Raw genomic sequence first — 24905 nt, 5'->3', positions numbered from 1 at the left:
TTATACAGTCATTGACTCAATCAGTTTCAAAATGAGTTTCGATGCACTTCACGGATATGATATGGGTAAAATTTAGTAACAATATTAATGGTTGAGAGGAGATTAATTATGACTGTAAGCAATGCTGAATGAGTACTTAAGAAGGAAGAAATGAAGTGTCGCAGTGGCAGATTTGTCTCACCAGTTCTGCGATGGCTAATACTATGCTCGATTGCACCTTTTGGTTGTGACGTTCAGTGAACATGGTCAGCATTTCTTCCGGTAGGCTGTTGGCTGCTTGCTGATCGTAATCGATAGGCATCACACTTTGTACCACGTTGACTTTTTGCAGCTCTTCAATCACATCAGGGTCGGTAAAATAGATGCTGCTGTGTGGCGTGTCTGCCCACTCTTTCAGGGTCACAAAACGCTCTACATCTTCATAGATTTCACGGTTAATCACACCAAGTCCATACAACAGCTTGCTACGAACCATCACATCCCCTAAAGGGCCTTGATTCTTAAGCAGAGGATCAACAACAAACTTCACGGCATAATCGTCTTTATAGAAGATAGTTTGCATTAACACGCCAATGGTATCGTCCAAGGCATGATAGGCCGCTAAGAACACCGCACTGGCGTCCTCAGCTGTCGAGATCACTTCCAGCAGTTCTGCTTCATTGGGCAAGTCGATAGGCTCAATGGCCTTTGAAAGCATGGCGCTTTCTGCTCGCGTGTTTCTCATGTTTACCTCTAAGCCTAAAGTGACGTTGGTCTATCGCTGTAAGAACGTCGTTATTTTTAAGTGATTAGTCTGACGTTCGATTTGAAAAGCGTGGTCGACCTGTTAAATAGCCTTCTTCTTGCTCAGGTTCCGTACTTTGCTCTGTTTTTAGAATCAGTGATGAGCATAAGAACGACACTAAGGTAGAGATAGCGATAGAAAGCGCGACACCCAACATTGATGATTTAGGCGCCATCACCAAAATAGCGAAGATAGACCCCGGAGAGGCTGCTGACACCAAACCCGCATCAAACAGGACCAACGTTGTCACGCCCGCCATACCACCAGCAATCAAAGCGAAAATCAAACGAGGCTTCATTAACACATAAGGGAAGTAGATCTCTTGAATACCGCCGAAGAAGTGAATGATGGATGCACCACCAGCTGTTTGTTTAGTGCTGCCTTTGCCAAACGCCATATAAGCCAATAACACCCCAAGACCAGGGCCTGGATTAGACTCAATAAGGAATACTAACGACTGACCATATTGTTCAACCTGCTGAATTCCGATTGGTGAGAAAACGCCATGGTTAATCGCATTGTTGAGGAAAAGAATTTTCGCCGGTTCCACCAAAATAGAAACCAAAGCCAGTGAGCCAGTGTCGACCATGGCCTGGACACCTGCGGCCAACATAGTCGAAACCACTTTTACAGCAGGCCCGACAATCAAAAAGGCAACGATGGCACATATCATTCCTACGATGCCCGCAGAGAAATTATTCACTAGCATCTCAAAACCACTTCGAACCTTGCCTTCGATGGCTCGGTCAAAGCGTGCAATCACAGCGCCACCTAATGGCCCAATGATCATCGCTCCCATTAGCATCGGAACATCGGTTCCAACAATCAGGCCCATGGTTGCAATAGAGCCAACAATTGCACCCCGCTCTCCCCCTGTCATCTTGCCGCCGGTGTAGCCAATCAATAATGGAATCAAGAAGGTGATCATTGGGCTAACCATCGAAGCTAGAGCTTCATTCGGCCACCAGCCCGTTGGTATGAACAGTGCGGAGATCAGTCCCCAAGCAATAAAGGCGCCAATACTAGGCATAACCATGTTCGCAAGAACACGACCGAAACTCTGAACTTTGATTTTTGAACTTGGGGAGAACATATAGAACCTGAAACACATCTGTAACAATCAATGACTCTGGTAAAATCTGCAAACTTAGGCAAAATATCCTGCAATTGTCTGAGATTCATACCACACCCACTCATTGTGATTTTGATCACACCAAAACTCAAACGCGGCAATCTAAATGTGATTTATAGATCACATTAATAGAATGGCCACCGATAAGATTACGTATTAAAACCACAACATAACACCAGCCTGATGCATCTATCAGCAACTTGTCAGAAAGTTGAAATTTAATTCCAAACCAAATCACATCATGAAATTCTATTTTTCCGAGAGAGATCTAACTAAAAAAATGCATTAAATTGCATTTCTATGTCGAATGGCAAACGGAAAAATAGAACTTATCGTTAACAAAAGCCCTCAAGAACATGCGATATATCACACTATTAAGCTTAGATAGATAAATAATTTAACAAGAGCATTACATGTGAAGTATTGTGTTGTACGAAAAACAATCATAAGTACAACTAACAGGGAAAAATACTCATGCAGTCATTCGTTGATTTTTTGAATGGAATAATCTGGAGTCCGGTACTGATTTACTTGTGTCTAGGCGCAGGTTTGTTCTACTCCATAATGACCCGATTTGTTCAAGTTCGTCACTTCTTTGAAATGTGGCGTTTGTTGTTATCTGGCAAAAGCTCAAGTAAAGGTATCTCATCTTTTCAAGCACTTGCCGTTTCACTTTCTGGGCGCGTAGGTACAGGTAATATTGCTGGTGTTGCTGCCGCAATCGGTTTCGGTGGCCCTGGTGCTGTATTCTGGATGTGGGTTGTTGCCTTCTTTGGCGCGGCAACTGCGTTTGCAGAATCGACACTGGCTCAAATCTATAAAGAAGAAGATGAAGGCGAGTTCCGTGGTGGTCCAGCTTACTACATCGAAAAAGCGATGGGTCAGAAATGGTACGCGTGGATCTTCGCTATCGCGACAATCTTTGCTTGTGGTGTTCTACTACCAGGCGTTCAGTCAAACAGCATTGGTAATGCGGTAGAAGCTGCGTTTGGCACAGGCGACATGATCGAAACAGCTATCGGTACGTTCAGTTTTGCTAAAGTTTTCACTGGTACTGTTATTGCGATCATCCTAGCGTTCATCATCTTCGGTGGTGTTAAGCGTATTGCGAACTTCACGCAAATCGTGGTTCCTTTCATGGCGCTAGCGTACATCGTGATTGCTTTCGTTATCATCCTTCTAAACATCGGTGAAGTGCCACGCATCTTCGGTATGATTGTTAGTGACGCATTTACGCCTATGGCGGGTGTTGGTGCTGCTATCGGTTGGGGTGTAAAACGTGGTGTTTACTCTAACGAAGCAGGTCAAGGTACTGGTCCTCATGCTGCAGCAGCTGCAAGCGTTGATCACCCAGCACAGCAAGGTCTGGTTCAATCTTTCTCTATCTACATCGATACGCTACTAGTATGTTCAGCAACAGCGTTCATGATTCTTATCACTGGTGCATACAACGTACACGGTGGTGCTGAAGGCGCATTCCTAGTACAGAACCTAGCTGCAGATATCGGTGCGAACGGCCCTGTATTTACACAGCTTGCAATCGAAAGTGCTCTACCAGGTGTTGGTAAGCCATTCATTGCGTTTGCTCTGTTCTTCTTCGCGTTCACAACTATTCTTGCTTACTACTACATTGCAGAAACGAACATCGCGTACCTACGTCGTACTATTAAGATCCCAGGTATGATGTTTGCTCTGAAAGCGGTTCTTATCACTGCGGTATTCTACGGTACAGTGAAAACCGCCAACCTTGCATGGGCAATGGGTGATGTGGGTGTAGGTCTGATGGCTTGGCTCAACATTACGGGTATTCTGATCATCTTCTTCATGTCTAAACCAGCTCTGAAAGCGCTGAAAGACTACGAAGAGCAACAGAAAAAAGGCGTAACTGAGTACACATTCAACCCAATTAAGCTTGGCATCAAAGGTGCGGATTACTGGGAAGGTAAATACAAGCGTAAGACAGGCAAATCGCCTGAAGCTGAAACAACTGACAGCAAGCCAGTTGAGCAGCCATCTGCGTAAGTAAACTCCTGATCTGAATAGATGCTGTAAGGCCTATTCAGAGATAATAAAAAAACGGGTTAGCCATTTCGGCTAACCCGTTTTGTTTTCCTGTTCTCCTATACCAATCACAGTAAGTAAGTGATCAGAAATAGCGCAGAAAAAAGGCTTGAGAACAAGGCAGAATTTTTCGATAAGTAGTTATTCTACAATCAAAAATTCTAACGCCGTTATCGAGCATTTTAGCAAGCTAGGGTGAGCAGTTATTTACTACGATTGGTATTAAGCGCTGTTCCCAAACAACGGTCTTAAGCTGCGATCTCTTGTGTTGCAACTTGCGGTGCTTTCTTCTCGCCGATTGGCAGTACTGTGCGACCGTATTCGTTGTTAATCACTTGAGCCATTGCAAAGTAGATTGCAGAAGCGCCACAGAAGATACCTTCAAAACCAGCGATGGTGCCGATTAGTTCACTACCAGTGAAATCACGAGCTGCAAGTAAGAAGAATAGAATCGTTAGAGAACCGAATACCACTTGCTTCGCTACTGGGTAGCATAGAGAGCCGATGAACATGAAGCCTGTGAATACGCCCCATAACAGTAGGTACCAACCCATGAAGCTTGCTGGGCTTGCTGGTAGACCCATGTAAGGCATTACGATCAGACCAACCAGTGTCAGCCAAAATAGACCGTAAGAAGTAAATGCTGTCGTACCGAAAGTGTCACCACGCTTAAAGCACATTGTGCCGACAATCACTTGACTCAAACCACCGTAGAAAATACCCATAGCTAGGATCATCGAATCAATCGGGAAGAAGCCTGCGTTGTGAATATTAAGAAGAATAGTGGTCATACCGAAACCCATTAAGCCAAGTGGCGCTGGGTTAGCTAGTTTGGTCGACATTGCGAATTTACCTTTATCAAATAGGGGTTAAACAAAACCAATAAAATTTGTAAGAAAATTTTAATCTATAAACCGATTTTGAGGTAATCCAGTTATCGAAAACTAAGGTTGAATAAATGATCCTATGGAATATTAGTTTCATATTCAGGGTTTGGTGTTCATGTTTTGTATGTGTTTTTTAGATGCGAGTGAACGGGATTCGAGATGCGAAAAGATTTTTTGGATTCGAGTAGACGAGGTTCGGGATACGAAGAGCAATAGAGAGCGAGCTTTTCACCACTTGTGTACTCGTATTCCGTATCTAATCATTGATTCGAGTAACGAGATTCGAGATACGAAAAGCTCTTATACTCTTGAATACGCAGAGCTTGGGAGCAATCAACAACAGGCTCTTCGCCACTCGCTTACTCGCATCCCGTATCTGATCATTGATACGAGTAACGAGATTCGAGATACGAAAAGATTTTACAGCTCTGAGTACGCGGAGTTTGGGAGCACTCAAAAACAGGCTCTTCGCCACTCGTATACTCGCATCTCGTATCTGATCATTGATACGAGTAACGAGATTCGAGATACGAAAAGATTTTACAGCTCTGAGTACGGGGAGTTTGGGAGCAATCAAAAACAAGCTCTTCGCCACTCGCTTACTCGCATCCCTCATCTATTCCTAAACACCAAAAAGCCGAGCATGTGCCCGGCTTATGTGATCGTCATTCACTCATCAAGTGTGAGCCTTACTACTGACAACTAATCTCATCCCAGAACCAGTTTGATTGGACAGGGCTCTCCCATACACCGGGGCCGTTTTTCGCGACAAAGCACTTTCCTTGGTATGTCACCTTCTCACCATCACTTACCTGAGTAACCCCCGGTTCCCAAGTAGTAAATTCGCTTGGAACGACTGGTGGTTCAGTAACAGGTGGCTCAACTGGAGGGTTCGTTACCGGAGGCTCAGTCACTGGCGGGTCTACGGGTGTTGGATCGGGTTCTACTGGTGGTGTTGGTTCGCCAGCGATCAATTTCCAAGGTCCGCCAGCAGAAGGTTCATCGCCTTGTGTCCACCACTTCGCCTCATAGGTTGCGCCGTTAAAGGTCACCTGATCGCCAGTGTTGTAAACCTTATTGGCATCCCAACCATTACCACCCGGGTTGGTTCCAGGATCTACCGGGTCTAGTTTGTCGACCACACGCACTTCTGGCCAGCTCGCATGAGAGCCATAAAAGTTGGTCACACACTTCTCGTAATCACCCGGTACTAATGCAGAGTAAGCGGTTTGGAAGCCAACTAACTCACACTCAAATGAAAAGCCTTCTGGGCGATCGGCGTAGTATTTCCAGTTACCATCCCAGTTGGTGTAAAGCACATCTGTCGCACCGTTCAAGTTCAAGCTGCCGTAAGGCGTCTGTTGCCAACAAGTATTCTTCTCGTCCGCTTCAACAGGGATCTGGTAGTACTCCGCAAGACCTTCCCAGTAACGAATGCGGTTAACCGGTTGGCCTTTGTTTTTGTTCTGCTCACCACATTCGATACCACCATTAATCACATTAATAGTCGTACCAAAGCCATAGCCAATTCCCGCGTCGATTTCGCGCTGAGAAGGTGTCCAAGTGCGATCGATCACATGCAACATCGCTGGCTTAGGCGCTTGGGGCGTTAGGAAGAACCAGATCGCTGAAGCTAGGTTCAACCATGAGTCTGCAACTAAACCGGGGTTATTCAAAAGCACCGTTGCATCGCCATCGAACATCACTTCAGAGAAGGCACCATAGTTAAAATGGTAAGAAAGCTGTTTCGCGCCTCGCCCAAAGTAGCCCTGCCCCGCAGCACACGGCCAACGTGCATTCTGCCAATCATTCTGACCACAGCCTGTGGTGTAACCCTCTTGCCCTTCAGACCAACCCATTTCGCGCACGTGCACTAAGGCTTGCTGCCACTCTTCTAACGCCAATGGATTATCAGAGGTGTTGTCTATTGCGATATGACCGCCCGTCTCTTGAGAGAAGTGAGCAAAAGCGGTGATGATGGATTTCTTACAGATGGCATCTGAATCGCGACCATCGGTGTACTCTCCACAGAACGCAGGGAATTTACCAATCGCACGTAGGAAACGGGTGTAGGTGTATTCCGGTGCCGCCATTTTCGTTAGGAAGTCCCACTCGGTTTGTGGGAACACACGCTCGACGCGTTTTACGTTGTCGGGGTTGGTAGAGAGATTTGGCTCTATCGCTTCAACAATCGTATTGGAGCGAGTTTGTAATGCTTGAGACCAAATCGCATACATAGGGTCAGAAGCCTTGGATTGCTCTACAGCTGCAAGGTCGGCTCTCGACACAAGATAGCCAGTCGGGTTTTGTGGGTCGGGTTGGATATTCATGTTTGGTTGGCTATTGGTCGCTGCATGGCTTCCACCAACGAAAAGAACACTCAAAACGAGCGCTATCGGTTTCACGTTTAACATAGTTTGTTCTCTTATAAGTAACGTCGATAAGAGAGTATGTGGCACGATGAAAAGGCTCTAGTGCCGAACGGTTAAATCGAAAAGAAGTGCGAGTCGCTTACTAACAATTTATAAATCACTTCATTTTGTCTCAATCGTTATGGGGAGTGGCTCCAAAAAACAAAAAGCCCCGAACAGAGTTCGAGGCTTCTAGAATCTAAGACAATTTTGTCTCGATTACATCAACAGAGAGAGATTATTCCCACTCGATAGTTGCTGGTGGCTTACCAGAAATGTCGTAAACAACACGTGAAATGCCGTCAACTTCGTTGATAATGCGGTTAGAAACCTTACCTAGGAAGTCGTATGGTAGGTGTGCCCAGTGAGCAGTCATGAAGTCGATTGTTTCTACAGCACGTAGAGACACAACCCAATCGTACTTACGGCCATCGCCCATTACACCAACAGAGCGAACTGGTAGGAATACCGTGAACGCTTGAGATACTTTGTGGTAAAGGTCAGCAGCGTGAAGCTCTTCAATGAAGATAGCATCAGCGCGACGTAGCAAGTCACAGTACTCTTTCTTGATTTCGCCAAGAACACGAACACCTAGACCTGGACCCGGGAATGGGTGGCGGTAAAGCATGTTGTATGGAAGACCTAGCTCTAGACCGATCTTACGTACTTCATCTTTAAACAGCTCACGTAGAGGCTCAACAAGGCCCATTTCCATATCGTCTGGAAGACCACCAACGTTGTGGTGAGACTTGATTACGTGCGCTTTACCAGTCTTAGATGCCGCAGACTCAATTACGTCTGGGTAGATAGTACCCTGAGCTAGCCATTTAGCATTTTTCAGTTTCTTAGACTCTTCGTCGAAGATATCTACGAATACGTGACCGATGATCTTACGCTTAGCTTCAGGATCGTTCTCGCCTTTAAGCGCTTCTAGGAAACGGTCTTCAGCGTTTACGTGGATGATGTTTAGACCAAACTTGTTGCCGAACATATCCATAACTTGCTCAGCTTCGTTCAGACGAAGTAGGCCGTTATCTACGAATACACACGTTAGTTTGTCGCCGATTGCACGGTGCGCAAGCATCGCAACTACTGATGAATCAACACCACCAGATAGACCAAGGATAACTTCGTCGTCACCTACTTGCTCTTTAATGCGTGCAACTGCATCTTCAATGATTGAAGCAGAAGTCCAAAGGCCTTCACAACCACATACATTAAGAACGAAGTTTTCTAGCATTTTCATGCCGTTCTTAGTGTGCGTTACTTCTGGGTGGAATTGAACGCCGTAGTATTTCTTCTCTTCGTTCGCCATTGCTGCGTAAGGACAAGTGTCTGTTTCACCTGTTTTAACGAAGTCAGCTGGGATTTCTACTACTTTGTCACCGTGGCTCATCCAAACATCTTGAGATGCTTCTAGATCAGCAAACAGTGCAGATTCACCTGTTACTTGTACTGCTGCGTAGCCGAACTCACGCTCAGTAGACGTTGCTACTTTACCGCCAAGTTGCTCAGCCATAGTTTGCATGCCGTAGCAGATACCGAATACAGGAACACCTGAATCAAATACGTACTGAGGTGCACGTGGAGAATTCTCTTCCGTTACACTTTCAGGGCCACCAGAAAGGATGATGCCATCTGGGTTGAATTCACGAATATCCGCTTCTTCTACGTCCCAGCTCCAAAGTTCACAGTAAACACCGATTTCACGAATACGACGAGCAACTAGCTGCGTGTATTGAGAGCCGAAATCTAGAATTAGAATACGTTGGTCATGAATATTTTTAGTCATTGTAAGCAGTCTTATTGGCTATGTGATGAAACGGAGGCGAGTTTACTCACCTCTCATTAACTCTTCAAGAAATAAAGCAAACGTTTTCGTCAATTTTCTCTTACTCAATGTTTAATCACTATATAGATAGAGAAAAAACAGAGCTAGATAAAACAGTGTGCCTCTAATGGGCACACTATAAAACGTTTAAAGGAGTCGATTAACCTAGACGGTAGTTAGGCGCTTCTTTAGTAATTTGAACGTCGTGTACGTGAGACTCTTTCATGCCTGCACCAGAGATACGAACAAACTCTGCTTTAGTACGCATATCTTCTACTGTTGCTGAACCTGTTAGGCCCATGCTTGAGCGAAGACCACCCATTTGTTGGTGAACGATCTCTTTTAGGCGACCTTTGTATGCGATACGACCTTCGATACCTTCTGGTACCAATTTGTCTGCTGCGTTGTCAGACTGGAAGTAACGGTCAGAAGAACCTTGAGACATTGCGCCAAGAGAACCCATACCACGGTAAGACTTGTAAGAACGACCGTTGTAAAGGATAACCTCACCCGGTGCTTCTTCAGTACCAGCGAACATAGAGCCAACCATCACACAAGATGCGCCAGCTACGATTGCTTTACAGATGTCACCAGAGAAACGGATACCGCCATCAGCGATAACTGGGATGCCGTATTCGTTAGCAACTTCTGCTGCGTCTGCGATTGCTGTTACTTGAGGAACACCAACACCAGTAACGATACGAGTTGTACAGATAGAACCTGGGCCGATACCTACTTTAACTGCGCTTACGCCAGCTTCGATAAGTGCACGAGCACCTGCACCCGTTGCAACGTTACCACCAATGATCTCTAGATCTGGATAAGCTGTGCGAGTTTCGCGGATACGGTTTAGGACACCTTCAGAGTGACCGTGAGAAGAGTCGATAAGTAGAACGTCTACACCAGCTTCAACAAGAGCAGCAACGCGCTCTTCGTTACCAGCGCCAGCGCCAACAGCGGCACCAACACGTAGACTGCCGCGCTCATCTTTACATGCGTTTGGCTTACGTTCTGCTTTATGGAAATCTTTTGCTGTGATCATACCGGTTAGTTGGAACTCATCGTTCACTACCAGTACTTTCTCAACGCGTGCTTCGTGCATTTTCTCTTGCACTTCTTCACGTGTTGCACCTTCTTTAACTGAAGCTAGACGCGACTTAGGCGTCATCACTACGTCTACTTTCTTAGACAAGTCTGTTACGAAGCGAACGTCACGACCAGTAATGATACCAACCAGTTCGTTTGTTTCAGTAACAACTGGGAAACCAGCAAAGCCGTGCTTCTCAGTTAGAGCGACAACGTCAGCGATTGTTGCATCAGGGCTTACTGTTACAGGGTGAGAAACCACACCTGCTTCGTAGATTTTAACCTGACGAACCATCTCTGCTTGTTGCTCGATAGACATGTTCTTGTGGATAAAGCCAATGCCACCTTCTTGCGCGAGTGCGATAGCCAGACGAGCTTCCGTCACGGTATCCATCGACGCAGAAATCATAGGGATGTTCAGTGAAATGTTTTTAGTCAACTGAGTGCGAAGATCAGCTGTGTTTGGGAGAACAGTGGAGTGTGCTGGCACAAGTAGTACGTCATCGAATGTCAGCGCTTCTTTGGCAATTCTTAGCATTTGCAATATCTCACAATTGAGGGGTAGAAAGAAAAATCCCGCTTCATCGTTTCGCATAATGAAGCTCTTAGGATTAGATATTGCGGAGGGATTATACGCACGGGGAAATCGCTTGGCTACACATTTTTGTATTTTTTATTTGCATTTACCCCCTTGATATGTATTATATTGCCGCTATCTTCCATACTCACGCCCTGTGAGATACGACATAAGACCGTCCTACAAAGATAGCGCCTCTATGACCAATCCAAACATCTTTACTGTTTCTCGCCTCAATGCAGAGGTTCGACTTCTTCTTGAAAATGAAATGGGTATTGTCTGGCTCGTCGGAGAGATCTCCAATTTCTCAGCGCCTGTCTCCGGTCACTGGTACCTCACCCTTAAAGACTCTCGTGCTCAGGTGAAATGTGCCATGTTCCGCGGCAACAACCGCCGAGTGACATTTAAGCCTCAAAACGGTAATCAAGTATTAGTCAAAGCCCGCCTCTCTCTTTATGAGCCGCGTGGTGACTATCAACTGATCATTGAAAGCATGCAGCCAGAGGGCGATGGTCGACTTCAGCAAGAGTTTGAAAAACTCAAAATGAACCTTGCTGCAGAAGGTCTATTTGCTCAATCAAATAAGCGACCTCTGCCAGAACACCCTAAGCGTGTTGGTGTCATCACCTCAAAAACGGGTGCCGCTCTCTACGATATCTTGGACGTACTAAAGCGTCGTGATCCATCTTTGCCTGTTGTGGTTTACCCAACCATGGTTCAAGGCGAAGAAGCAGCGATTCAGATTGCTCAAGCAATTGGACGCGCCAATGAGCGTAATGAGTGTGACGTGTTAATTGTGGGCCGCGGCGGCGGTTCACTGGAAGACCTATGGTGCTTTAACAACGAGATCGTTGCGCGCACCATTGCCGCAAGCCAGATTCCAATCATCAGTGCCGTCGGCCACGAAGTGGATGTGACGATTGCTGACTTTGTTGCTGATATGCGCGCCCCTACTCCATCAGCGGCGGCTGAGTTAGTGAGCCGTGATAACAGCCATAAAGAACAGGCCTTTGCGACCAAGCGTGCACGCTTAGTCAGCGCGATTCGTCACCTATTGATGAAGCAAGCACAATCAACACATGCGCTTAAATTCCGCTTAGAGAAACAGCATCCAAGCTACCAGCTGCAAAAACAAAGCCAGCAGCTGGATGATCTAGACATGCGTCTGCGCCGCGGGATGACTCAATACCTAAAGCAGCATGCACAACGTGTAGAACGTAAGCAGCATCAACTTCAATTGAACTCACCAGTTAAGCGTTTGGGTGAACAAAAACTGCATCTGCAACGTTCAGAGCAAAAGCTATTGGATGCGATGGATAAGACACTGCTAACCACTCGCCACCAGCTTGCGATGGCTGCAGAGAAATTAGAGACAGTTAGTCCACTGGCGACCCTAAAGCGTGGCTACAGCATCACTCATTCAGCCTCTAAACAGACGGTCTCTTCAATTGAAGATGTGAATGTTGGTGAAGTAATCAAAACGCAAGTTGAAGATGGCGTGATTGAATCTCAAGTCACCCAAAAGATTGCAAAAGCATAAGCGACTAAGCAGCGTTAAACTAGAAAGCCCTATCAGATTTGATAAGGCTTTTGCTTATGGGGGGGAATTATCAGAAGCTGCGAATGACTAGCTTGCCTTCTCTGGCTCTTTAAGAGTAAGCATACCTTCAGTCACGATAAAGTCGATGATGGTATCTAGGCCTTTGCTCTCTTTAAGGTTGGTAAACACAAACGGCTTGGTTGGACGCATACGTTGCGTATCTTGTTCCATCACTTCTAGCGACGCGCCAACATATGGCGCTAAATCAATCTTGTTAATCACCAGCAGATCCGAGCGAGTAATACCCGGGCCACCTTTACGTGGGATCTTTTCCCCTTCCGCTACATCAATTACATAGATAGTCAGGTCAGCAAGCTCTGGGCTGAACGTCGCACTCAGGTTATCGCCACCACTTTCGACAAACACCACATCTAGGTTTTTGTGCAGCTTAGCCAGCTCCTCAACGGCCGCGAGGTTCATCGACGCATCTTCACGGATCGCGGTGTGTGGGCAGCCTCCCGTCTCAACACCGATGATACGGCCAGGTTCTAAAGCTTCAGCTCGCGTGAGAATCTTTGCATCTTCCTGTGTATAGATGTCATTGGTCACGACTGCGATATTCAGCTTGTCACGAATTGCTTTACACAGCACCTCAAGCAGTGCCGTTTTACCAGAGCCTACTGGGCCGCCGATACCAATTCGAAGCGGTTGCTTATAACTTTCCATAGTCTTATTCCTTATATTCTTTCCACTACATCGTTGCGCTATGAACGAAATAGTCTTGTGTATTGTGTTTCATGCAGTGAGCTGGCAATCGAGAGCGACGGCGTGAAACTACCAATCATCCACTCTTCAATTTTTCGCGCCTGATTGATCACTGCAGGAAATCGCTGTGTGACATTCAGTAGTGCTAGCTGGCCATCGGTTTGACCAAGTGGTACTAGCTTCACGCCTGCAGTGACCAAATTCTCTAACCAGCTCCAAAGGTAGCCTTGCTTTAAATCCTCTAAACTAATTTTCCAATGCCTTGCTGCTATGCAGAATCCCAACAGTTGATTAGGGTGCGACTGGATTGAATCCATGACAGAAACATCAATCTCCAATCGCTTAAGCAAAGTAAACAGAGCCAACCCACGCTGTTTTTCCTCCGCACGCAGTTCGCTGGTTTCCCGGCTTGCGTACAAAAAATCACACCAGTACTCAATCTGATCGAGCTCGCCTTGTTCTAGTGCCAGATAGAGTCGATCGATAATTGGCAGTTCTAGGGTGGCGACACTAGAGTTCGCCATGTAATTCAGCCACTGCTCCATCGTATCGCGGTTGGTCACCCACCCCGCTTCCACGGCATATTCCAGCCCTTGAGAGTAAGTGAAGCCGCCAATTGGTAATGAAGGGCTAATTAATTGAAATAGGCGATAGCTCGCGACATTCGCTGTTGCTTGCATGCTTATCTCCCTAGGGCAATTTAGGCCGCCATTAAAAATAGCGCGCTTAGCGAAGCCACACCCAGTGATGCCCATTTCGAATACAGCGCCTTACCGGCAACATAACCAACGCCCATCAACCCTAAAGCACTTACACCCATGCCTGCCGCGAACTGTGCAAGACCAGACGCAGCTTCAACGCCGTGAGCGTAACCATGGAAGAACAAGAACCCGATTGAAACCACCAGTACGCTGTTAACCTTGGTCGTTGAAGGTGAAAACACATGCCATAGACATAGGCTTACGACAAATAGAGAAGCGATAATCGCAGGCTCAACCACGACAGAGAAGCCCATTGCTTGACCGACCAATAGACCCGCCATCAGAGAGACAAGACCGCCACCGACTAGAGCAGATTTAATCTTGTTGGAATAAGAGAGCGCACCAATCAACATACCAAATGCCACCAGCATAATTAGATGATCGACGCCGGTAACAGGGTGCGTTAGACCAGAGAAAAATGAGTGAGAGCCGTGATCATGTCCAGGGTGAGCGAAAGCCAATGTTGGTGTTGTTAGCGAAGCGATTGTTAGTGTCGTTAAGCCAGTAGCGTATTTAAAGTTCATCGCGAAATCCTTGCTTTATTGTTATTTAAATCGTGGTTGTATCTAGGAATAGATGTGTTAGTGATGGTGGTGATGACCGCCAGAGCGCCCACCATAAGCCCCACCTTCTGGTTCAAAAGGTTGTTTTTCAGTGGTTACTGTTGCGCCCAAGCCCTCGACCATTTCATCCAGTACATGGTCGTGCTGGTAGCGAACCCAGCCTGCCTCTACTTGTAGGGGAACATGTCGGTTACCTAGGTGATACGCCACGCGAGTCAGCAAGTGCGCATCATCGCAATACACCGTAGAAAGAGTTTCTGGTGCCGCTTTCACTTCGACCGTTAAGCCACACTCACTGGTGAGCTGCTCGCCTCCACGTAGGATGTGTCCGCGAGGAAGAAACAAACCAGCATCGCGGCCATCATCGAGCGTCACTTTAAGACGACTCTTAATACGACTATCGATCGGTAGGCTCAAAAAACCATCGGGCGTCGTGCTCTGCTCTGCTTGAATTTGAGTTAGTTCAATCATGTTATTACTCACCTCCATATGAGATTCATAGCCTTGTGTAAGGCGTAGAATTAAAATCCGAGCTCTTAAAACAAGAGTGTTCAAATCAAGAGCTCTCTAAATAATTTTCTTTAAAACAACTCTTCTTAAAACAAGAAGTAACGCTGTGCCATCGGCAGCTCTTTGGCCGGCTCACACTCAAGCAGCTTGCCATCGGCTCGTACTTGATAGGTTTGTGAATCCACCTCGATCTTCGGCATCCAATCGTTGAGCTTCATGTCTGCTTTACTGATGTTGCGACAATTACTGACCACACCAATCAGGCTCTTCAGCCCAAGCTGCTTATCAATGTTTTGCGCCTTGGCTTCTTTAGAAACAAATAGCATTGAGGTGTTTTGACTTGCCTTACCCGAGCTACCAAACATAGAGCGGTAGTGCACAGGCTGTGGCGTTGGGATAGAGGCATTAGGGTCGCCCATCGGAGCCATTGCTATCATGCCGCCTTTCAGGATTACACTTGGCTTCACACCAAAAAAGGCTGGTTTCCACAACACAAGGTCAGCCAACTTACCTTCTTCAATTGAGCCAATTTCATGCGCCATGCCGTGAGTGATGGCAGGGTTGATGGTGTACTTTGCAATGTAGCGACGCAGACGGAAGTTATCGCTGTAGTCTGAATCCTCCTCTAGGCTGCCACGCTGCACTTTCATCTTGTGCGCGGTTTGCCAAGTACGAGTGACCACCTCGCCTACTCGTCCCATCGCTTGTGAATCCGATGCAATCATCGAGAACGCACCGAGATCGTGCAATATGTCTTCAGCAGCGATGGTTTCACGGCGGATACGAGACTCAGCAAATGCGACATCCTCAGCAATCGACGGAGAAAGGTGGTGACACACCATCAGCATATCTAAATGCTCATCAACGGTATTGACGGTGTAAGGCCTTGTTGGGTTGGTTGATGACGGCAATACATTTGGTTCACCTGCAGCCCGAATGATATCGGGCGCATGACCGCCACCTGCTCCTTCAGTGTGGTAGGTATGGATAACGCGATCACCAATTGCACCGAGTGTCGATTCCACAAAGCCTGATTCGTTCAAGGTGTCAGTATGAATCGCCACTTGTACATCCATTTCATCGGCAACACTTAAACACGTATCAATCGATGCAGGTGTTGTCCCCCAGTCTTCATGCAGCTTTAAGCCCACCGCCCCCGCAGCCACTTGCTCGCGTAGTGCTTCTGGTTGGCTGGCATTACCCTTGCCGAGTAAGCCAAAGTTCATTGGATATTCGTCTAAGGCTTCCAACATACGGTGCATGTTCCACGGCCCCGGCGTACAGGTCGTAGCATTGGTACCGGTATTAGGGCCAGTACCACCACCGATCATGGTTGTGACACCAGACGCCAACGCCTCTTCAATCTGCTGCGGGCAAATAAAATGAATGTGTGAGTCAATGCCACCAGCCGTCAGGATTGCGCCCTCACCAGCTAAAATTTCCGTGCCCGGACCAATTACTATGTCAACGCCCGGCTGTACGTCTGGGTTGCCCGCTTTACCGAGCGCCTGAATGCGACCATCTTTAATCGCAACATCGGCTTTTACGATGCCCCAGTAATCGAGTACGACGGCATTGGTGATCACAAGGTCTGGCGTTTCTGCGCTCACTCGCTGGCTCTGTCCCATGCCATCACGAATCACTTTACCGCCACCAAACTTCACTTCGTCACCGTAAACGGTGTAATCCTTTTCTACTTCTAGCCATAAATCGGTATCTGCAAGACGCACGCGGTCGCCGATTGTTGGCCCAAACATCTCGGCATATGCCTGTCGGGATATCGTCGCCATTATCAATCCTTTGTTATTTTGTCTCTTTGACGGTTATATGCTTCGGGTAGTGTTGACCGTTAAAGCTTACCCATCACTTTTCCTTGAAAGCCGTACACTTCCCTTGCACCTGCATAGCTCACCAGCTCCACAGTACGCGACTGGCCCGGCTCAAAACGGGTTGCAGTGCCAGCAGGGATGTTCAGGCGATAGCCCTTAGTTAATTCTCGTTCGAAAATCAGCGAAGGGTTCGCTTCATAGAAGTGATAGTGAGAGCCTATTTGAACCGGACGGTCACCGATATTGTTGACCTTAACTGAGACAGTATCTCTCCCTTCGTTCAAGGTGATGGTGCCGGGTGCAGTCTCTATCTTTCCGGGTACAAACCCGCTGCAGTTTGAATTGGAACTGGCCATTGGACTCTCCTTACACAATCGGTTCGTGAACAGTCACCAGCTTGGTGCCATCAGGAAAGGTGGCCTCGACTTGCACGTCGGGGATCATAGAGGGAATGCCCTCCATCACATCATCGACGGTGAGAAGAGTACGTCCAAAATCCATTAACTCGGAGACGGTTTTTCCTTCTCTCGCGCCTTCGAGAATGGCACTGCTGATCAGTGCGATGGACTCTGGATAGTTAAGCTTTAAGCCTTTGTCTTTTCTTTGCTGCGCGAGCATACCTGCGCAGAAGATGAGGAGTTTGTCTTTTTCTCTTGGTGTTAATTCCATTTACTTGCCCACTGTTCGTCTAGGTACTTAGCCCGTTTTCCTTCTGAACTAAGTTAATTTTTCACACAGCAAGCGAAAAAAAGTACCGAGGGCTGGAAGTCTACCCTCGGTACAAAAATGGGCAGGTCGCTAAGTCGCCCAAATCCTTGGTAAATCAGGGGTGGAGCCACAAAGGTGTGAGCGCGTTGCTTGCCATATCTGTCCGAAGGCTTGGAGTATGTCTTCACTCCAATGACCTAAAGCCCGAATCACAATCAACCCTTCAATTTGTGTCGCGCCCATAATTAATGAGGACTTACTCGATGAACCAAAATGAACAGGTTGCAGTGAAGCTTGCTGTGTAATAGATAAGAGCAAGCTCTGTACCAACTCTAAATCTTGTGGCTCATCCGCGGTAATATAGAAGGTCCCCATCATTGGATAGTTTAATAACCCCATATTTATCATTAACTTATCGCCACCATGAAAGTTAAAACCTTCGGTGAGCAATTTCTTGTTATCTAAGTAGATTTCGGTTTTCCCAACCAGGTGTCCTTGCTCAAATCCCTCATTTTGTGCAGGCCGACCAAAACAGTGCATCTCCCAACCCCAAAACTGTGCACCTTTTTCAAGGTAGATTTCAGTGTCTAAGCGAACGTGCGCATCAGGAAAAAAGATGTTCTCTTGTGGCATCCACTCAAGGCGTGCATCTTTAGCAACGTGCAGCATCTGTTTCTGCTTGGCGTACTTGGCGTTGGAACGATAGAACTTGGTGGCACCCGGCGTTGTGATCAGAGTGTGCGCTCCACTTTCTGCTGATATATCAATATTTAAGGTATCTCCTCCCACGACACCACCTGGAGGGTGCAGCAGGTAGCTGTGACAGGTTTTGCCATCGGGATACAAAGGCCTTTGCACAGCAAGAGGCCCCAGCTGATAACGGTGTTTGAGTACGGTTTTGTCTCCTCGGTCTGCAAAGGTAAGATTCAAATTGGCTTGCCAGCCGTCTCTCACATCTTCTTCAATTGCCATCCCAAGTGGCTGCGCGTCTTCCAAGATCGCGTTAAGTACATCGCTCATACCGTGAGATACTCCTTTATCAATTTTTCATCGAGGCCTTCCATTTCGCCTTCTGCTACTTGTCGGCCTCGGTCAAGAATGCAAAAACGATCGCCAACCTTGCGAGCGAACGGCAGCTTCTGCTCAACTAGCAGTACCGTCAGTCCCATCTTTTCGTTGAGCATGCGGATAATGTCGCCAATCTCCTGAACAATATTCGGCTGAATGCCCTCGGTCGGCTCATCCAGAATCAGCAGCTTCGGATTGACTACCAAAGCTCTACCGATCGCAAGTTGCTGCTGTTGACCGCCAGACAGATCGCCTCCGCGACGATGCAGCATCTCTTTCAATACCGGAAACAGATCGAAGATAAACTCTGGGATCCTGCGATCGCCTTTGTCACGGATAGGCAATCCAACCTCTAGGTTCTCTTGAACCGTGAGCATAGGGAAGATTTGACGTCCCTGCGGTACATAACCAATGCCTTGTCTTGGACGCTCTTCTGCATCGGTTTTCAACAGAGATTGTCCAGAGAGCGAGATGTCGCCACTTTCAACTTTGACCAACCCCATAATGCACTGCAACAAGGTGGTTTTACCGACGCCATTGCGCCCCATAAGTACGGTGCACTTGCCTTCTGGAATATGCATATCTAGATCCCACAAGGTGTGGCTTTCACCGTAATACTGGTTAACGGATTTCACTTGTAACATCTTATTCTCCCAGATAAACCTGTTTAACTTGTGGGTGTGCTTGCACTTGATCCATGGTGCCTTCCGCCAGTACATGACCTTGGTGAAGTACCGTCACGTGACTGGCAATCGAGCGAACAAAATCCATGTCGTGCTCAACCACCACCACTGAATGCTTACCTGCGAGAGAGTTAAGTAGCTCTGAGGTTCTGTCCATCTCCTGATGAGTCATGCCTGCCACTGGCTCATCCACCAGCAACAACTTAGGGTTTTGCATCAGCAGCATGCCGATTTCCAACCACTGTTTCTGACCATGAGACAAGTTACCCGCAAGGTTGGTCGCTTCTTCATGCAAGTGAATCAGTTCAAGTACAGAGAGCAGCTTATCTTTCTGCTCACCGTTCATTACCGCAGTGAAGGTTCCCCACACTGAGCGCACGCCAGACATTGCTAGCTCTAAGTTTTGCCACACCGTAAGACACTCAATCACAGTCGGCTTTTGGAACTTGCGCCCAATGCCCGCGTTGGCAATTTCGGCTTCATTCATCTTCAAAAGATTGATGTTAGAGCCAAGCCACACCTCTCCTGTATCAGGTTTGGTTTTACCAGTGATGATATCCATCATGGTGGTTTTACCCGCTCCATTCGGTCCTATGATGCAGCGCAGTTCCCCTTCCTTGATATACAGGTTCAGGTCATTGATCGCCTTGAAACCGTCGAAGCTTTTATTCACCCCTTCCACATACAGTAAAATGTTATGGCGAGTATCAATCGCAGGGTGCACATCTGGCTTGAGATAATCGAAAACTTGATCGCGACGTGTCAGTGCGCTCACCGAGTCCTTCAGAGAGTTCAACGTACTCATACTGTCACCTCCTGTGGTTTGATGGATGAGCCACCCGCATTGTCTGAACTAGGGTTAGAAGGCGTGTTATTCGATGAATCATTATTAGAAGAGTCAGGTTTTGACGCGCTGGTTTTCTTGCGCAGCTGCTGCCACTTATCGCTGATAAAGCCAATCACGCCTTGTGGTAGGTACATGGTCGATAGGACAAACAGACCGCCTAAAGCGAATAGCCACACCTCTGGGAATTCGACCGTAAACCAGCTCTTGGCATAGTTGATAATGAGCGCACCAACAATCGCACCAAACAGAGTGGCACGACCGCCCAAGGCAACCCAAACCACGACTTCGATGGAGTTAAGTGGAGCAAATTCACCAGGGTTGATAATGCCAACTTGTGGTACATACAATGCCCCTGCAATACCCGCAATCACCGCCGATAGCACAAATACCCACAACTTGATGCCATCAACGTCATAGCCCATGAAACGAGTACGAGACTCAGTATCACGAATAGCCAGCGCAACACGACCTAAGCGGCTTGTTACCACCATACGACAAACGATGTAGCTGACAATCAACGCTAAGCCCGTGCAGACAAAAAGGCCGATTTTGGTCGCGTCGCTCTGCAGGCTGTAACCGATGATGTCTTTAAAATCAGTCAGACCATTGTTACCGCCAAAGCCCATCTCATTACGGAAAAACGCCAGCATCAGTGCGTAGGTCAGCGCCTGCGTCATGATAGAGAGATAAACGCCAGACACGCGCGAGCGGAATGCCAGATAACCGAACAAGTAGGCTAATGCGCCCGGCACTAATAGAACCATCAAGCAAGCGAACCAAAACTGATCAAAGCCCAGCCAGAACCACGGTAACGCCGACCAATCAAGGAACACCATAAAGTCAGGTAAGATAGGATCACCATAAACCCCACGGTCACCGATCTGACGCATCAGGTACATGCCCATCGCATAACCACCCAACGCAAAGAATGCACCGTGCCCGAGACTGAGGATACCCAAGTAACCCCACACTAGATCCAGCGCTAAAGCGAGCATTGCATAGCTCAAATACTTACCCATCAAAGAGATGGTAAAGGTCTCAACATGAAGTGGGTGCCCGCTTGGCAGTAGTGTATTGGCCATAGGCACCAATATCACCGCAGCAAGAAGCACGAGTATGGTCAACTGACCGCCCTTATCACCTCTCAAGGCTGAGAGAACAAAAGATTTCGACTGCATAATGTTCTCCTTAACCTTCAGCCGCGCGCCCACGCTGTGGGAATAGCCCGCGTGGTCGCTTTTGAATAAATAGAATGATGAAAACCAGTACTAAGATCTTGGCGAGAACCGCGCCTGCCCAAGGCTCTAAAATCTTGTTAAACAGGCCTAAACTTAAACCTGCCACTAAGGTGCCCCATAGGTTACCGACACCGCCAAACACGACTACCATGAATGAGTCGATGATGTAGGCCTGTCCCATGTTCGGGCCAACGTTGGTCAATTGAGAGAGAGCCACACCCGCAACGCCTGCAACACCTGAGCCTAAGCCAAAGGTCATTGCATCTACACGCTCAGAGCGAATACCCATAGCACGAGCCATTGCACGGTTTTGAGATACAGCACGTACCTGCAAGCCAAGTGGCGTTTTTTTCAGAACCATAAGCAGTCCCATAAACACCAATGCACAGAACAAAATGATATAGAGTCGGTTATAGGTCAGTGACAACATCGGATTGAGCTCAAGCGCACCTGCCATCCACTCTGGTGTACTCACAGAGCGGTTAAGCGGCGAGAAGATACTGCGAACCGCTTGTTGTAGGATCAAGCTGATACCAAATGTCGCAAGTAGCGTTTCGAGTGGGCGACCGTAAAGGTGACGAATAACAGAACGTTCGATAAGAATGCCAACTAACCCAGAAACGATGAAAGCAACAGGAATCGACAATAGCAGCGCAGTACCAATATGATTTGGCATCAACAGTTGCAGAACATAGGTAGTGTAAGCCCCTATCATGATCAGCTCGCCGTGAGCCATATTAATCACACCCATGACACCAAACGTAATCGCCAAGCCAATGCCTGCTAAGACCAATACAGAGCCTAGACTCAAACCGAAGAAGACAGTTTCAACGCCTGAGTAGAAAGCTTGGCTCTGCTGATATTGATCGAGCGCGCGCTCAGCCGCATCAATGATCGCGGGTTCACTCTCTTTACTAAGCAGTGAATTAAGCGCTTTAAGCACCACGGATTGCTTGAAATCACCGAGTGTTTCTATAGCTTCGATACGCGACGCAGCATTGGCTTGGTTATCTTGAGAAGTATGTACCGCCAATAGCAATGCCATAAAATCTGCGACACGATCATTATCTTCGCTAGGCTGCATTAGCTCAATACGCTCTATGATGGCGCGATCTTTGGTACCAAGCAGGTTGTTGACCGATTGATAGCGGATGTCTGAATCTTCGCTATTAAGCCCCATTGAGGCGATTTCAATACGTAAGATTCCACGCAGTTTGTTGTTTACGCGAACCTTTTTAAATTGCTTAGTCGACTCAATCGCCAGAGCCTCATTACCCCATGCAGATTGCGCCTGAGTAGCGGTTTTAATCCCTTCAATCAAATACAGCTGTTTGTAGTAGTCGCTCTTTCTGTCACTCACATAGTAGAGCGTGCCATTAAGCCAACTGGTCAAGAGTGGTTTTGCAACGCCTTCCGGTTGCGAAGCAATGAGCCATTCAATGGCTGACTCTTTCTCTGACGTTTTTTTACCAACTAGCGCCTTGGTAAAGCTTGCGTTGTCGGACACATCGGCCCACGCAAACTGTGCACTGACGACCAGAAGCAGCAGTGCCTTAAACACGTTTAATACGTTTTTCATTTATTGTTCCTTAACCCACCAAGCACGTTTTTATTCAAGCCACGCGTACGCAGCCTATTGTTATGGTTCCTTGGAAACTGATTGCTGCTTGGATACTCACCCTGATTTGGACGCACTAACGAAGGCGCCCTCGGCGAAGTTGACTGAAATGCCAAGGGCGCACGTATCCAGGTTTGCTTAGTTGCTACCTGAACACTTCTTCGTTTCTACGTTGAAAGCACCGCATGAGAACGGCTTAGACCAGCTAGAGTAAAGCTTGGCTGATTCCGGCAAGTAGCTTGACCATGCATCACCCGCGACAAGGCCTGTGGTTTCCCAAACAACTTCAAATTGACCGTCATCTTGGATCTCACCAATCAGTACTGGTTTAGTAATGTGGTGGTTAGGTAGCATGGTTGAGTAGCCACCTGAAAGGTTAGGAACAGAAACACCAATCAATGCATCTTGTACCGCTTCTGCATCCGTGGTGCCCGCGTTTGTCACAGCTTGAGCCCACATGTTGAAGCCGACGTAGTGCGCTTCCATTGGATCGTTAGTCACGCGTTTTTCGTTCTTGATGAAGGCTTGCCATGTCTCAACAAATTCTTCGTTGGCTTCAGTGTCTACACTCATAAAGTAGTTCCAAGCTGCAAGGTGACCAACCAATGGTTCAGTATCCATGCCCGATAGCTCTTCTTCGCCCACCGAGAAGGCAATCACAGGAATGTCTTCAGATGAGATGCCCTGTGCGCCCAACTCTTTATAGAATGGAACATTCGCATCGCCATTAACCGTTGAGACTACAGCTGTCTTTTTGCCTGCATCGCCAAACTTCTTGATGTCAGAGACAATAGACTGCCAATCAGAGTGACCAAATGGCGTGTAGTTAATCATGATGTCTTCTTGTGCGACACCTTTCTCTTTTAGATAGGCTTCAAGGATCTTGTTGGTTGTGCGCGGATAAACGTAATCGGTACCCGCAAGTACCCAACGCTCAACTTCGAGTTCTTCCATCAAGTAATCCACAGCTGGAATTGCCTGTTGGTTTGGCGCAGCACCCGTATAGAAAACGTTTTTCGAAGACTCTTCACCTTCATATTGAACTGGGTAGAAGAGAATACTGTTGAGCTCTTCAAACACTGGCAACATGGATTTACGAGAAACCGATGTCCAACCACCGAACACCACATCGACTTGCTCTTTTTCAATCAACTCACGGGCTTTTTCAGCAAACAGTGGCCAGTTTGACGCAGGGTCAACGACGACAGGTTCAAGCTTTTTACCCAGTAGACCACCTTTCTTATTCTGTTCATCTATTAGCATCAGAACCGTATCTTTTAGTGTGGTTTCACTGATCGCCATAGTGCCCGACAAGGAGTGTAAAACCCCTACCTTGATCGTATCTTCCGAAGCAAGAACGCTTGCTGAAGAGAAAGAGAGTGAAGTACATAGTGCAGCTAACGATAATTTGAACACCTTGTTCATAGTTGTTACTCCATAATTGTTTTTTATTATCCAATTACATAACTACAAGAAGGGTGCCAAGCTATCTACAAAGTTAAAAATAAAATAAATACTTGATTTTTAACAATTTAAAATCATTAAGAGCAACTATGGTGCAAATTGCACTATGTGTACTGATTCATGGTGGTGCAGTTGTCTTAGAAATGAACCAATATGAAACATGACGAAAATAAAAAAGCCCAGCTCGTTAAGAACTGGGCTTAAAAATTGAAACGTATTTTAGGACGAGACAGTATTTTAGGGCGAGACAAGTAGAATAGGCTGGTTACACCAAAACTAAGTCGTCGGCTTAAACTCAAAAGTCACTCTCGATTTGGACTTAAGCTCATTACACTTATCGTTGCAGAAGTAACTAGCCGCACCGCAGGCCTGAAGCTTCTCAAGTTGGCTCTGACAGTCTGGACAGTAACCAATCTTGGTGAAGTGCATTGAACAGTTTTCGCAGTGGTATTGCCCGTCCCAACCTAATTCAGACTGGCACTGAGGGCAGATATTTTCGCTCATATCGCATTCCTAAATCATCAACTATGGCTAACTCTACG

21 protein-coding genes and 1 pseudogene are annotated in these 24905 nt (G+C 47.0%); 2 read left to right on the top strand and 20 right to left on the bottom strand.

Annotation, left to right across the window (positions count from 1 at the left end; all coding sequences use genetic code 11):
• Window positions 1-136: 136 nt before the first annotated feature.
• Window positions 137-724 carry an MltR family transcriptional regulator gene (locus VFDL14_RS11230; RefSeq protein ID WP_050487420.1) on the bottom strand — a complete coding sequence of 196 codons (588 nt, stop codon included), beginning with the start codon at window positions 722-724 and terminating at the stop codon, window positions 137-139.
• Between the two features lie 121 nt (window positions 725-845).
• Window positions 846-1877, bottom strand: a pseudogene (locus VFDL14_RS11235) (PTS mannitol transporter subunit IICBA); the annotation flags it as partial.
• 513 nt (window positions 1878-2390) lie between these two features.
• Here VFDL14_RS11235 and VFDL14_RS11240 point away from each other — a divergent pair.
• A complete protein-coding gene (locus tag VFDL14_RS11240) occupies window positions 2391-3938 on the top strand; it encodes an alanine/glycine:cation symporter family protein (RefSeq protein WP_032551342.1) in 1548 nt (515 codons plus the stop codon).
• A 287-nt stretch (window positions 3939-4225) separates the two neighbouring features.
• On the opposite strand, the gene VFDL14_RS11245 is transcribed toward VFDL14_RS11240, so the two are convergent.
• The 4 genes from VFDL14_RS11245 to guaB all read right to left on the bottom strand — a co-directional run bounded on the left by VFDL14_RS11245 (window position 4226) and on the right by guaB (window position 10730).
• Window positions 4226-4819: an acetate uptake transporter gene (locus tag VFDL14_RS11245; RefSeq protein WP_032551341.1), complete on the bottom strand. Its 594-nt coding sequence runs from the start codon at window positions 4817-4819 to the stop codon at window positions 4226-4228.
• Window positions 4820-5556: 737 nt separating this feature from the next.
• The gene (locus VFDL14_RS11255; protein WP_032551339.1) at window positions 5557-7278 is read right to left on the bottom strand and encodes a chitinase; all 1722 of its coding nucleotides are present in this window, start codon (window positions 7276-7278) and stop codon (window positions 5557-5559) included.
• A 235-nt stretch (window positions 7279-7513) separates the two neighbouring features.
• Window positions 7514-9067 carry a glutamine-hydrolyzing GMP synthase gene (gene guaA / locus VFDL14_RS0123205; protein WP_032551338.1) on the bottom strand — a complete coding sequence of 518 codons (1554 nt, stop codon included), beginning with the start codon at window positions 9065-9067 and terminating at the stop codon, window positions 7514-7516.
• Between the two features lie 199 nt (window positions 9068-9266).
• A complete protein-coding gene (guaB, locus tag VFDL14_RS11260) occupies window positions 9267-10730 on the bottom strand; it encodes an IMP dehydrogenase (protein WP_032551464.1) in 1464 nt (487 codons plus the stop codon).
• Window positions 10731-10968: 238 nt separating this feature from the next.
• Here guaB and xseA point away from each other — a divergent pair, with 238 nt between their 5' ends.
• Window positions 10969-12309 (top strand): exodeoxyribonuclease VII large subunit, encoded by a 1341-nt coding sequence (gene xseA / locus VFDL14_RS11265; protein WP_032551336.1) that lies wholly within the window; start codon window positions 10969-10971, stop codon window positions 12307-12309.
• 87 nt (window positions 12310-12396) lie between these two features.
• Here xseA and ureG read toward each other — a convergent pair whose 3' ends face one another.
• The 14 genes from ureG to VFDL14_RS11335 form a co-directional block, all read right to left on the bottom strand.
• A complete protein-coding gene (ureG, locus tag VFDL14_RS11270) occupies window positions 12397-13035 on the bottom strand; it encodes an urease accessory protein UreG (protein ID WP_032551335.1) in 639 nt (212 codons plus the stop codon).
• Window positions 13036-13073: 38 nt separating this feature from the next.
• Window positions 13074-13754: an urease accessory protein UreF gene (locus VFDL14_RS11275; RefSeq protein ID WP_032551334.1), complete on the bottom strand. Its 681-nt coding sequence runs from the start codon at window positions 13752-13754 to the stop codon at window positions 13074-13076.
• Window positions 13755-13774: 20 nt separating this feature from the next.
• On the bottom strand, window positions 13775-14359 hold the full coding sequence (locus tag VFDL14_RS11280; RefSeq protein WP_032551333.1) for a HupE/UreJ family protein: 585 nt from the start codon (window positions 14357-14359) through the stop codon (window positions 13775-13777).
• A 57-nt stretch (window positions 14360-14416) separates the two neighbouring features.
• The gene (gene ureE, locus VFDL14_RS11285) at window positions 14417-14869 is read right to left on the bottom strand and encodes an urease accessory protein UreE (protein ID WP_032551463.1); all 453 of its coding nucleotides are present in this window, start codon (window positions 14867-14869) and stop codon (window positions 14417-14419) included.
• A 125-nt stretch (window positions 14870-14994) separates the two neighbouring features.
• On the bottom strand, window positions 14995-16698 hold the full coding sequence (gene ureC / locus VFDL14_RS11290) for an urease subunit alpha (RefSeq protein WP_032551332.1): 1704 nt from the start codon (window positions 16696-16698) through the stop codon (window positions 14995-14997).
• Window positions 16699-16757: 59 nt separating this feature from the next.
• Window positions 16758-17093 carry an urease subunit beta gene (locus tag VFDL14_RS11295; RefSeq protein WP_032551331.1) on the bottom strand — a complete coding sequence of 112 codons (336 nt, stop codon included), beginning with the start codon at window positions 17091-17093 and terminating at the stop codon, window positions 16758-16760.
• Between the two features lie 10 nt (window positions 17094-17103).
• The gene (ureA, locus tag VFDL14_RS11300) at window positions 17104-17406 is read right to left on the bottom strand and encodes an urease subunit gamma (RefSeq protein ID WP_032551330.1); all 303 of its coding nucleotides are present in this window, start codon (window positions 17404-17406) and stop codon (window positions 17104-17106) included.
• 129 nt (window positions 17407-17535) lie between these two features.
• The gene (locus VFDL14_RS11305) at window positions 17536-18465 is read right to left on the bottom strand and encodes an urease accessory protein UreD (RefSeq protein WP_032551329.1); all 930 of its coding nucleotides are present in this window, start codon (window positions 18463-18465) and stop codon (window positions 17536-17538) included.
• The gene (gene urtE / locus VFDL14_RS11310; protein ID WP_032551328.1) at window positions 18462-19157 is read right to left on the bottom strand and encodes an urea ABC transporter ATP-binding subunit UrtE; all 696 of its coding nucleotides are present in this window, start codon (window positions 19155-19157) and stop codon (window positions 18462-18464) included. The genes VFDL14_RS11305 and urtE overlap by 4 nt, the downstream gene beginning before the upstream one ends.
• A gap of 1 nt (window position 19158) precedes the next feature.
• Window positions 19159-20001: an urea ABC transporter ATP-binding protein UrtD gene (gene urtD / locus VFDL14_RS11315; RefSeq protein ID WP_032551327.1), complete on the bottom strand. Its 843-nt coding sequence runs from the start codon at window positions 19999-20001 to the stop codon at window positions 19159-19161.
• Window positions 19998-21221, bottom strand: coding sequence for an urea ABC transporter permease subunit UrtC (urtC, locus tag VFDL14_RS11320; RefSeq protein ID WP_084181865.1), 1224 nt, complete (start codon window positions 21219-21221; stop codon window positions 19998-20000). The genes urtD and urtC overlap by 4 nt, the downstream gene beginning before the upstream one ends.
• 10 nt (window positions 21222-21231) lie before the next feature.
• A complete protein-coding gene (gene urtB / locus VFDL14_RS11325; RefSeq protein ID WP_032551326.1) occupies window positions 21232-22860 on the bottom strand; it encodes an urea ABC transporter permease subunit UrtB in 1629 nt (542 codons plus the stop codon).
• Between the two features lie 177 nt (window positions 22861-23037).
• A complete protein-coding gene (urtA, locus tag VFDL14_RS11330) occupies window positions 23038-24324 on the bottom strand; it encodes an urea ABC transporter substrate-binding protein (RefSeq protein ID WP_032551325.1) in 1287 nt (428 codons plus the stop codon).
• Between the two features lie 315 nt (window positions 24325-24639).
• Window positions 24640-24867, bottom strand: a complete 228-nt coding sequence (locus VFDL14_RS11335) for a zinc ribbon domain-containing protein (RefSeq protein WP_032551324.1) — start codon at window positions 24865-24867, stop codon at window positions 24640-24642.
• Between the last annotated feature and the right edge of the window lie 38 nt (window positions 24868-24905).

The sequence above is a fragment of the Vibrio fortis genome (assembly GCF_000695685.1).
GTDB lineage: Bacteria > Pseudomonadota > Gammaproteobacteria > Enterobacterales > Vibrionaceae > Vibrio > Vibrio fortis_A.
The sequence above is the reverse complement of the archived record's forward strand: the minus strand, read 5'-3'. Positions and strand labels throughout refer to the sequence as shown.

Bases quoted from the DNA above. Each gene is read 5' to 3' on its own strand.
- urtC (WP_084181865.1), bottom strand. From the start codon at position 21,221: ATGCAGTCGAAATCTTTTGTTCTCTCAGCCTTGAGAGGTGATAAGGGC.
- ureC (WP_032551332.1), bottom strand. From the start codon at position 16,698: ATGGCGACGATATCCCGACAGGCATATGCCGAGATGTTTGGGCCAACA.
- VFDL14_RS11295 (WP_032551331.1), bottom strand. From the start codon at position 17,093: ATGGCCAGTTCCAATTCAAACTGCAGCGGGTTTGTACCCGGAAAGATA.
- urtB (WP_032551326.1), bottom strand. From the start codon at position 22,860: ATGAAAAACGTATTAAACGTGTTTAAGGCACTGCTGCTTCTGGTCGTC.
- ureG (WP_032551335.1), bottom strand. From the start codon at position 13,035: ATGGAAAGTTATAAGCAACCGCTTCGAATTGGTATCGGCGGCCCAGTA.
- urtD (WP_032551327.1), bottom strand. From the start codon at position 20,001: ATGAGTACGTTGAACTCTCTGAAGGACTCGGTGAGCGCACTGACACGT.
- VFDL14_RS11275 (WP_032551334.1), bottom strand. From the start codon at position 13,754: ATGCAAGCAACAGCGAATGTCGCGAGCTATCGCCTATTTCAATTAATT.
- urtE (WP_032551328.1), bottom strand. From the start codon at position 19,157: ATGTTACAAGTGAAATCCGTTAACCAGTATTACGGTGAAAGCCACACC.
- VFDL14_RS11255 (WP_032551339.1), bottom strand. From the start codon at position 7,278: ATGTTAAACGTGAAACCGATAGCGCTCGTTTTGAGTGTTCTTTTCGTT.
- ureA (WP_032551330.1), bottom strand. From the start codon at position 17,406: ATGGAATTAACACCAAGAGAAAAAGACAAACTCCTCATCTTCTGCGCA.
- ureE (WP_032551463.1), bottom strand. From the start codon at position 14,869: ATGATTGAACTAACTCAAATTCAAGCAGAGCAGAGCACGACGCCCGAT.
- xseA (WP_032551336.1), top strand. From the start codon at position 10,969: ATGACCAATCCAAACATCTTTACTGTTTCTCGCCTCAATGCAGAGGTT.
- VFDL14_RS11335 (WP_032551324.1), bottom strand. From the start codon at position 24,867: ATGAGCGAAAATATCTGCCCTCAGTGCCAGTCTGAATTAGGTTGGGAC.
- VFDL14_RS11240 (WP_032551342.1), top strand. From the start codon at position 2,391: ATGCAGTCATTCGTTGATTTTTTGAATGGAATAATCTGGAGTCCGGTA.
- VFDL14_RS11305 (WP_032551329.1), bottom strand. From the start codon at position 18,465: ATGAGCGATGTACTTAACGCGATCTTGGAAGACGCGCAGCCACTTGGG.
- VFDL14_RS11230 (WP_050487420.1), bottom strand. From the start codon at position 724: ATGAGAAACACGCGAGCAGAAAGCGCCATGCTTTCAAAGGCCATTGAG.
- guaA (WP_032551338.1), bottom strand. From the start codon at position 9,067: ATGACTAAAAATATTCATGACCAACGTATTCTAATTCTAGATTTCGGC.
- VFDL14_RS11280 (WP_032551333.1), bottom strand. From the start codon at position 14,359: ATGAACTTTAAATACGCTACTGGCTTAACGACACTAACAATCGCTTCG.
- VFDL14_RS11245 (WP_032551341.1), bottom strand. From the start codon at position 4,819: ATGTCGACCAAACTAGCTAACCCAGCGCCACTTGGCTTAATGGGTTTC.
- urtA (WP_032551325.1), bottom strand. From the start codon at position 24,324: ATGAACAAGGTGTTCAAATTATCGTTAGCTGCACTATGTACTTCACTC.
- guaB (WP_032551464.1), bottom strand. From the start codon at position 10,730: ATGCTAAGAATTGCCAAAGAAGCGCTGACATTCGATGACGTACTACTT.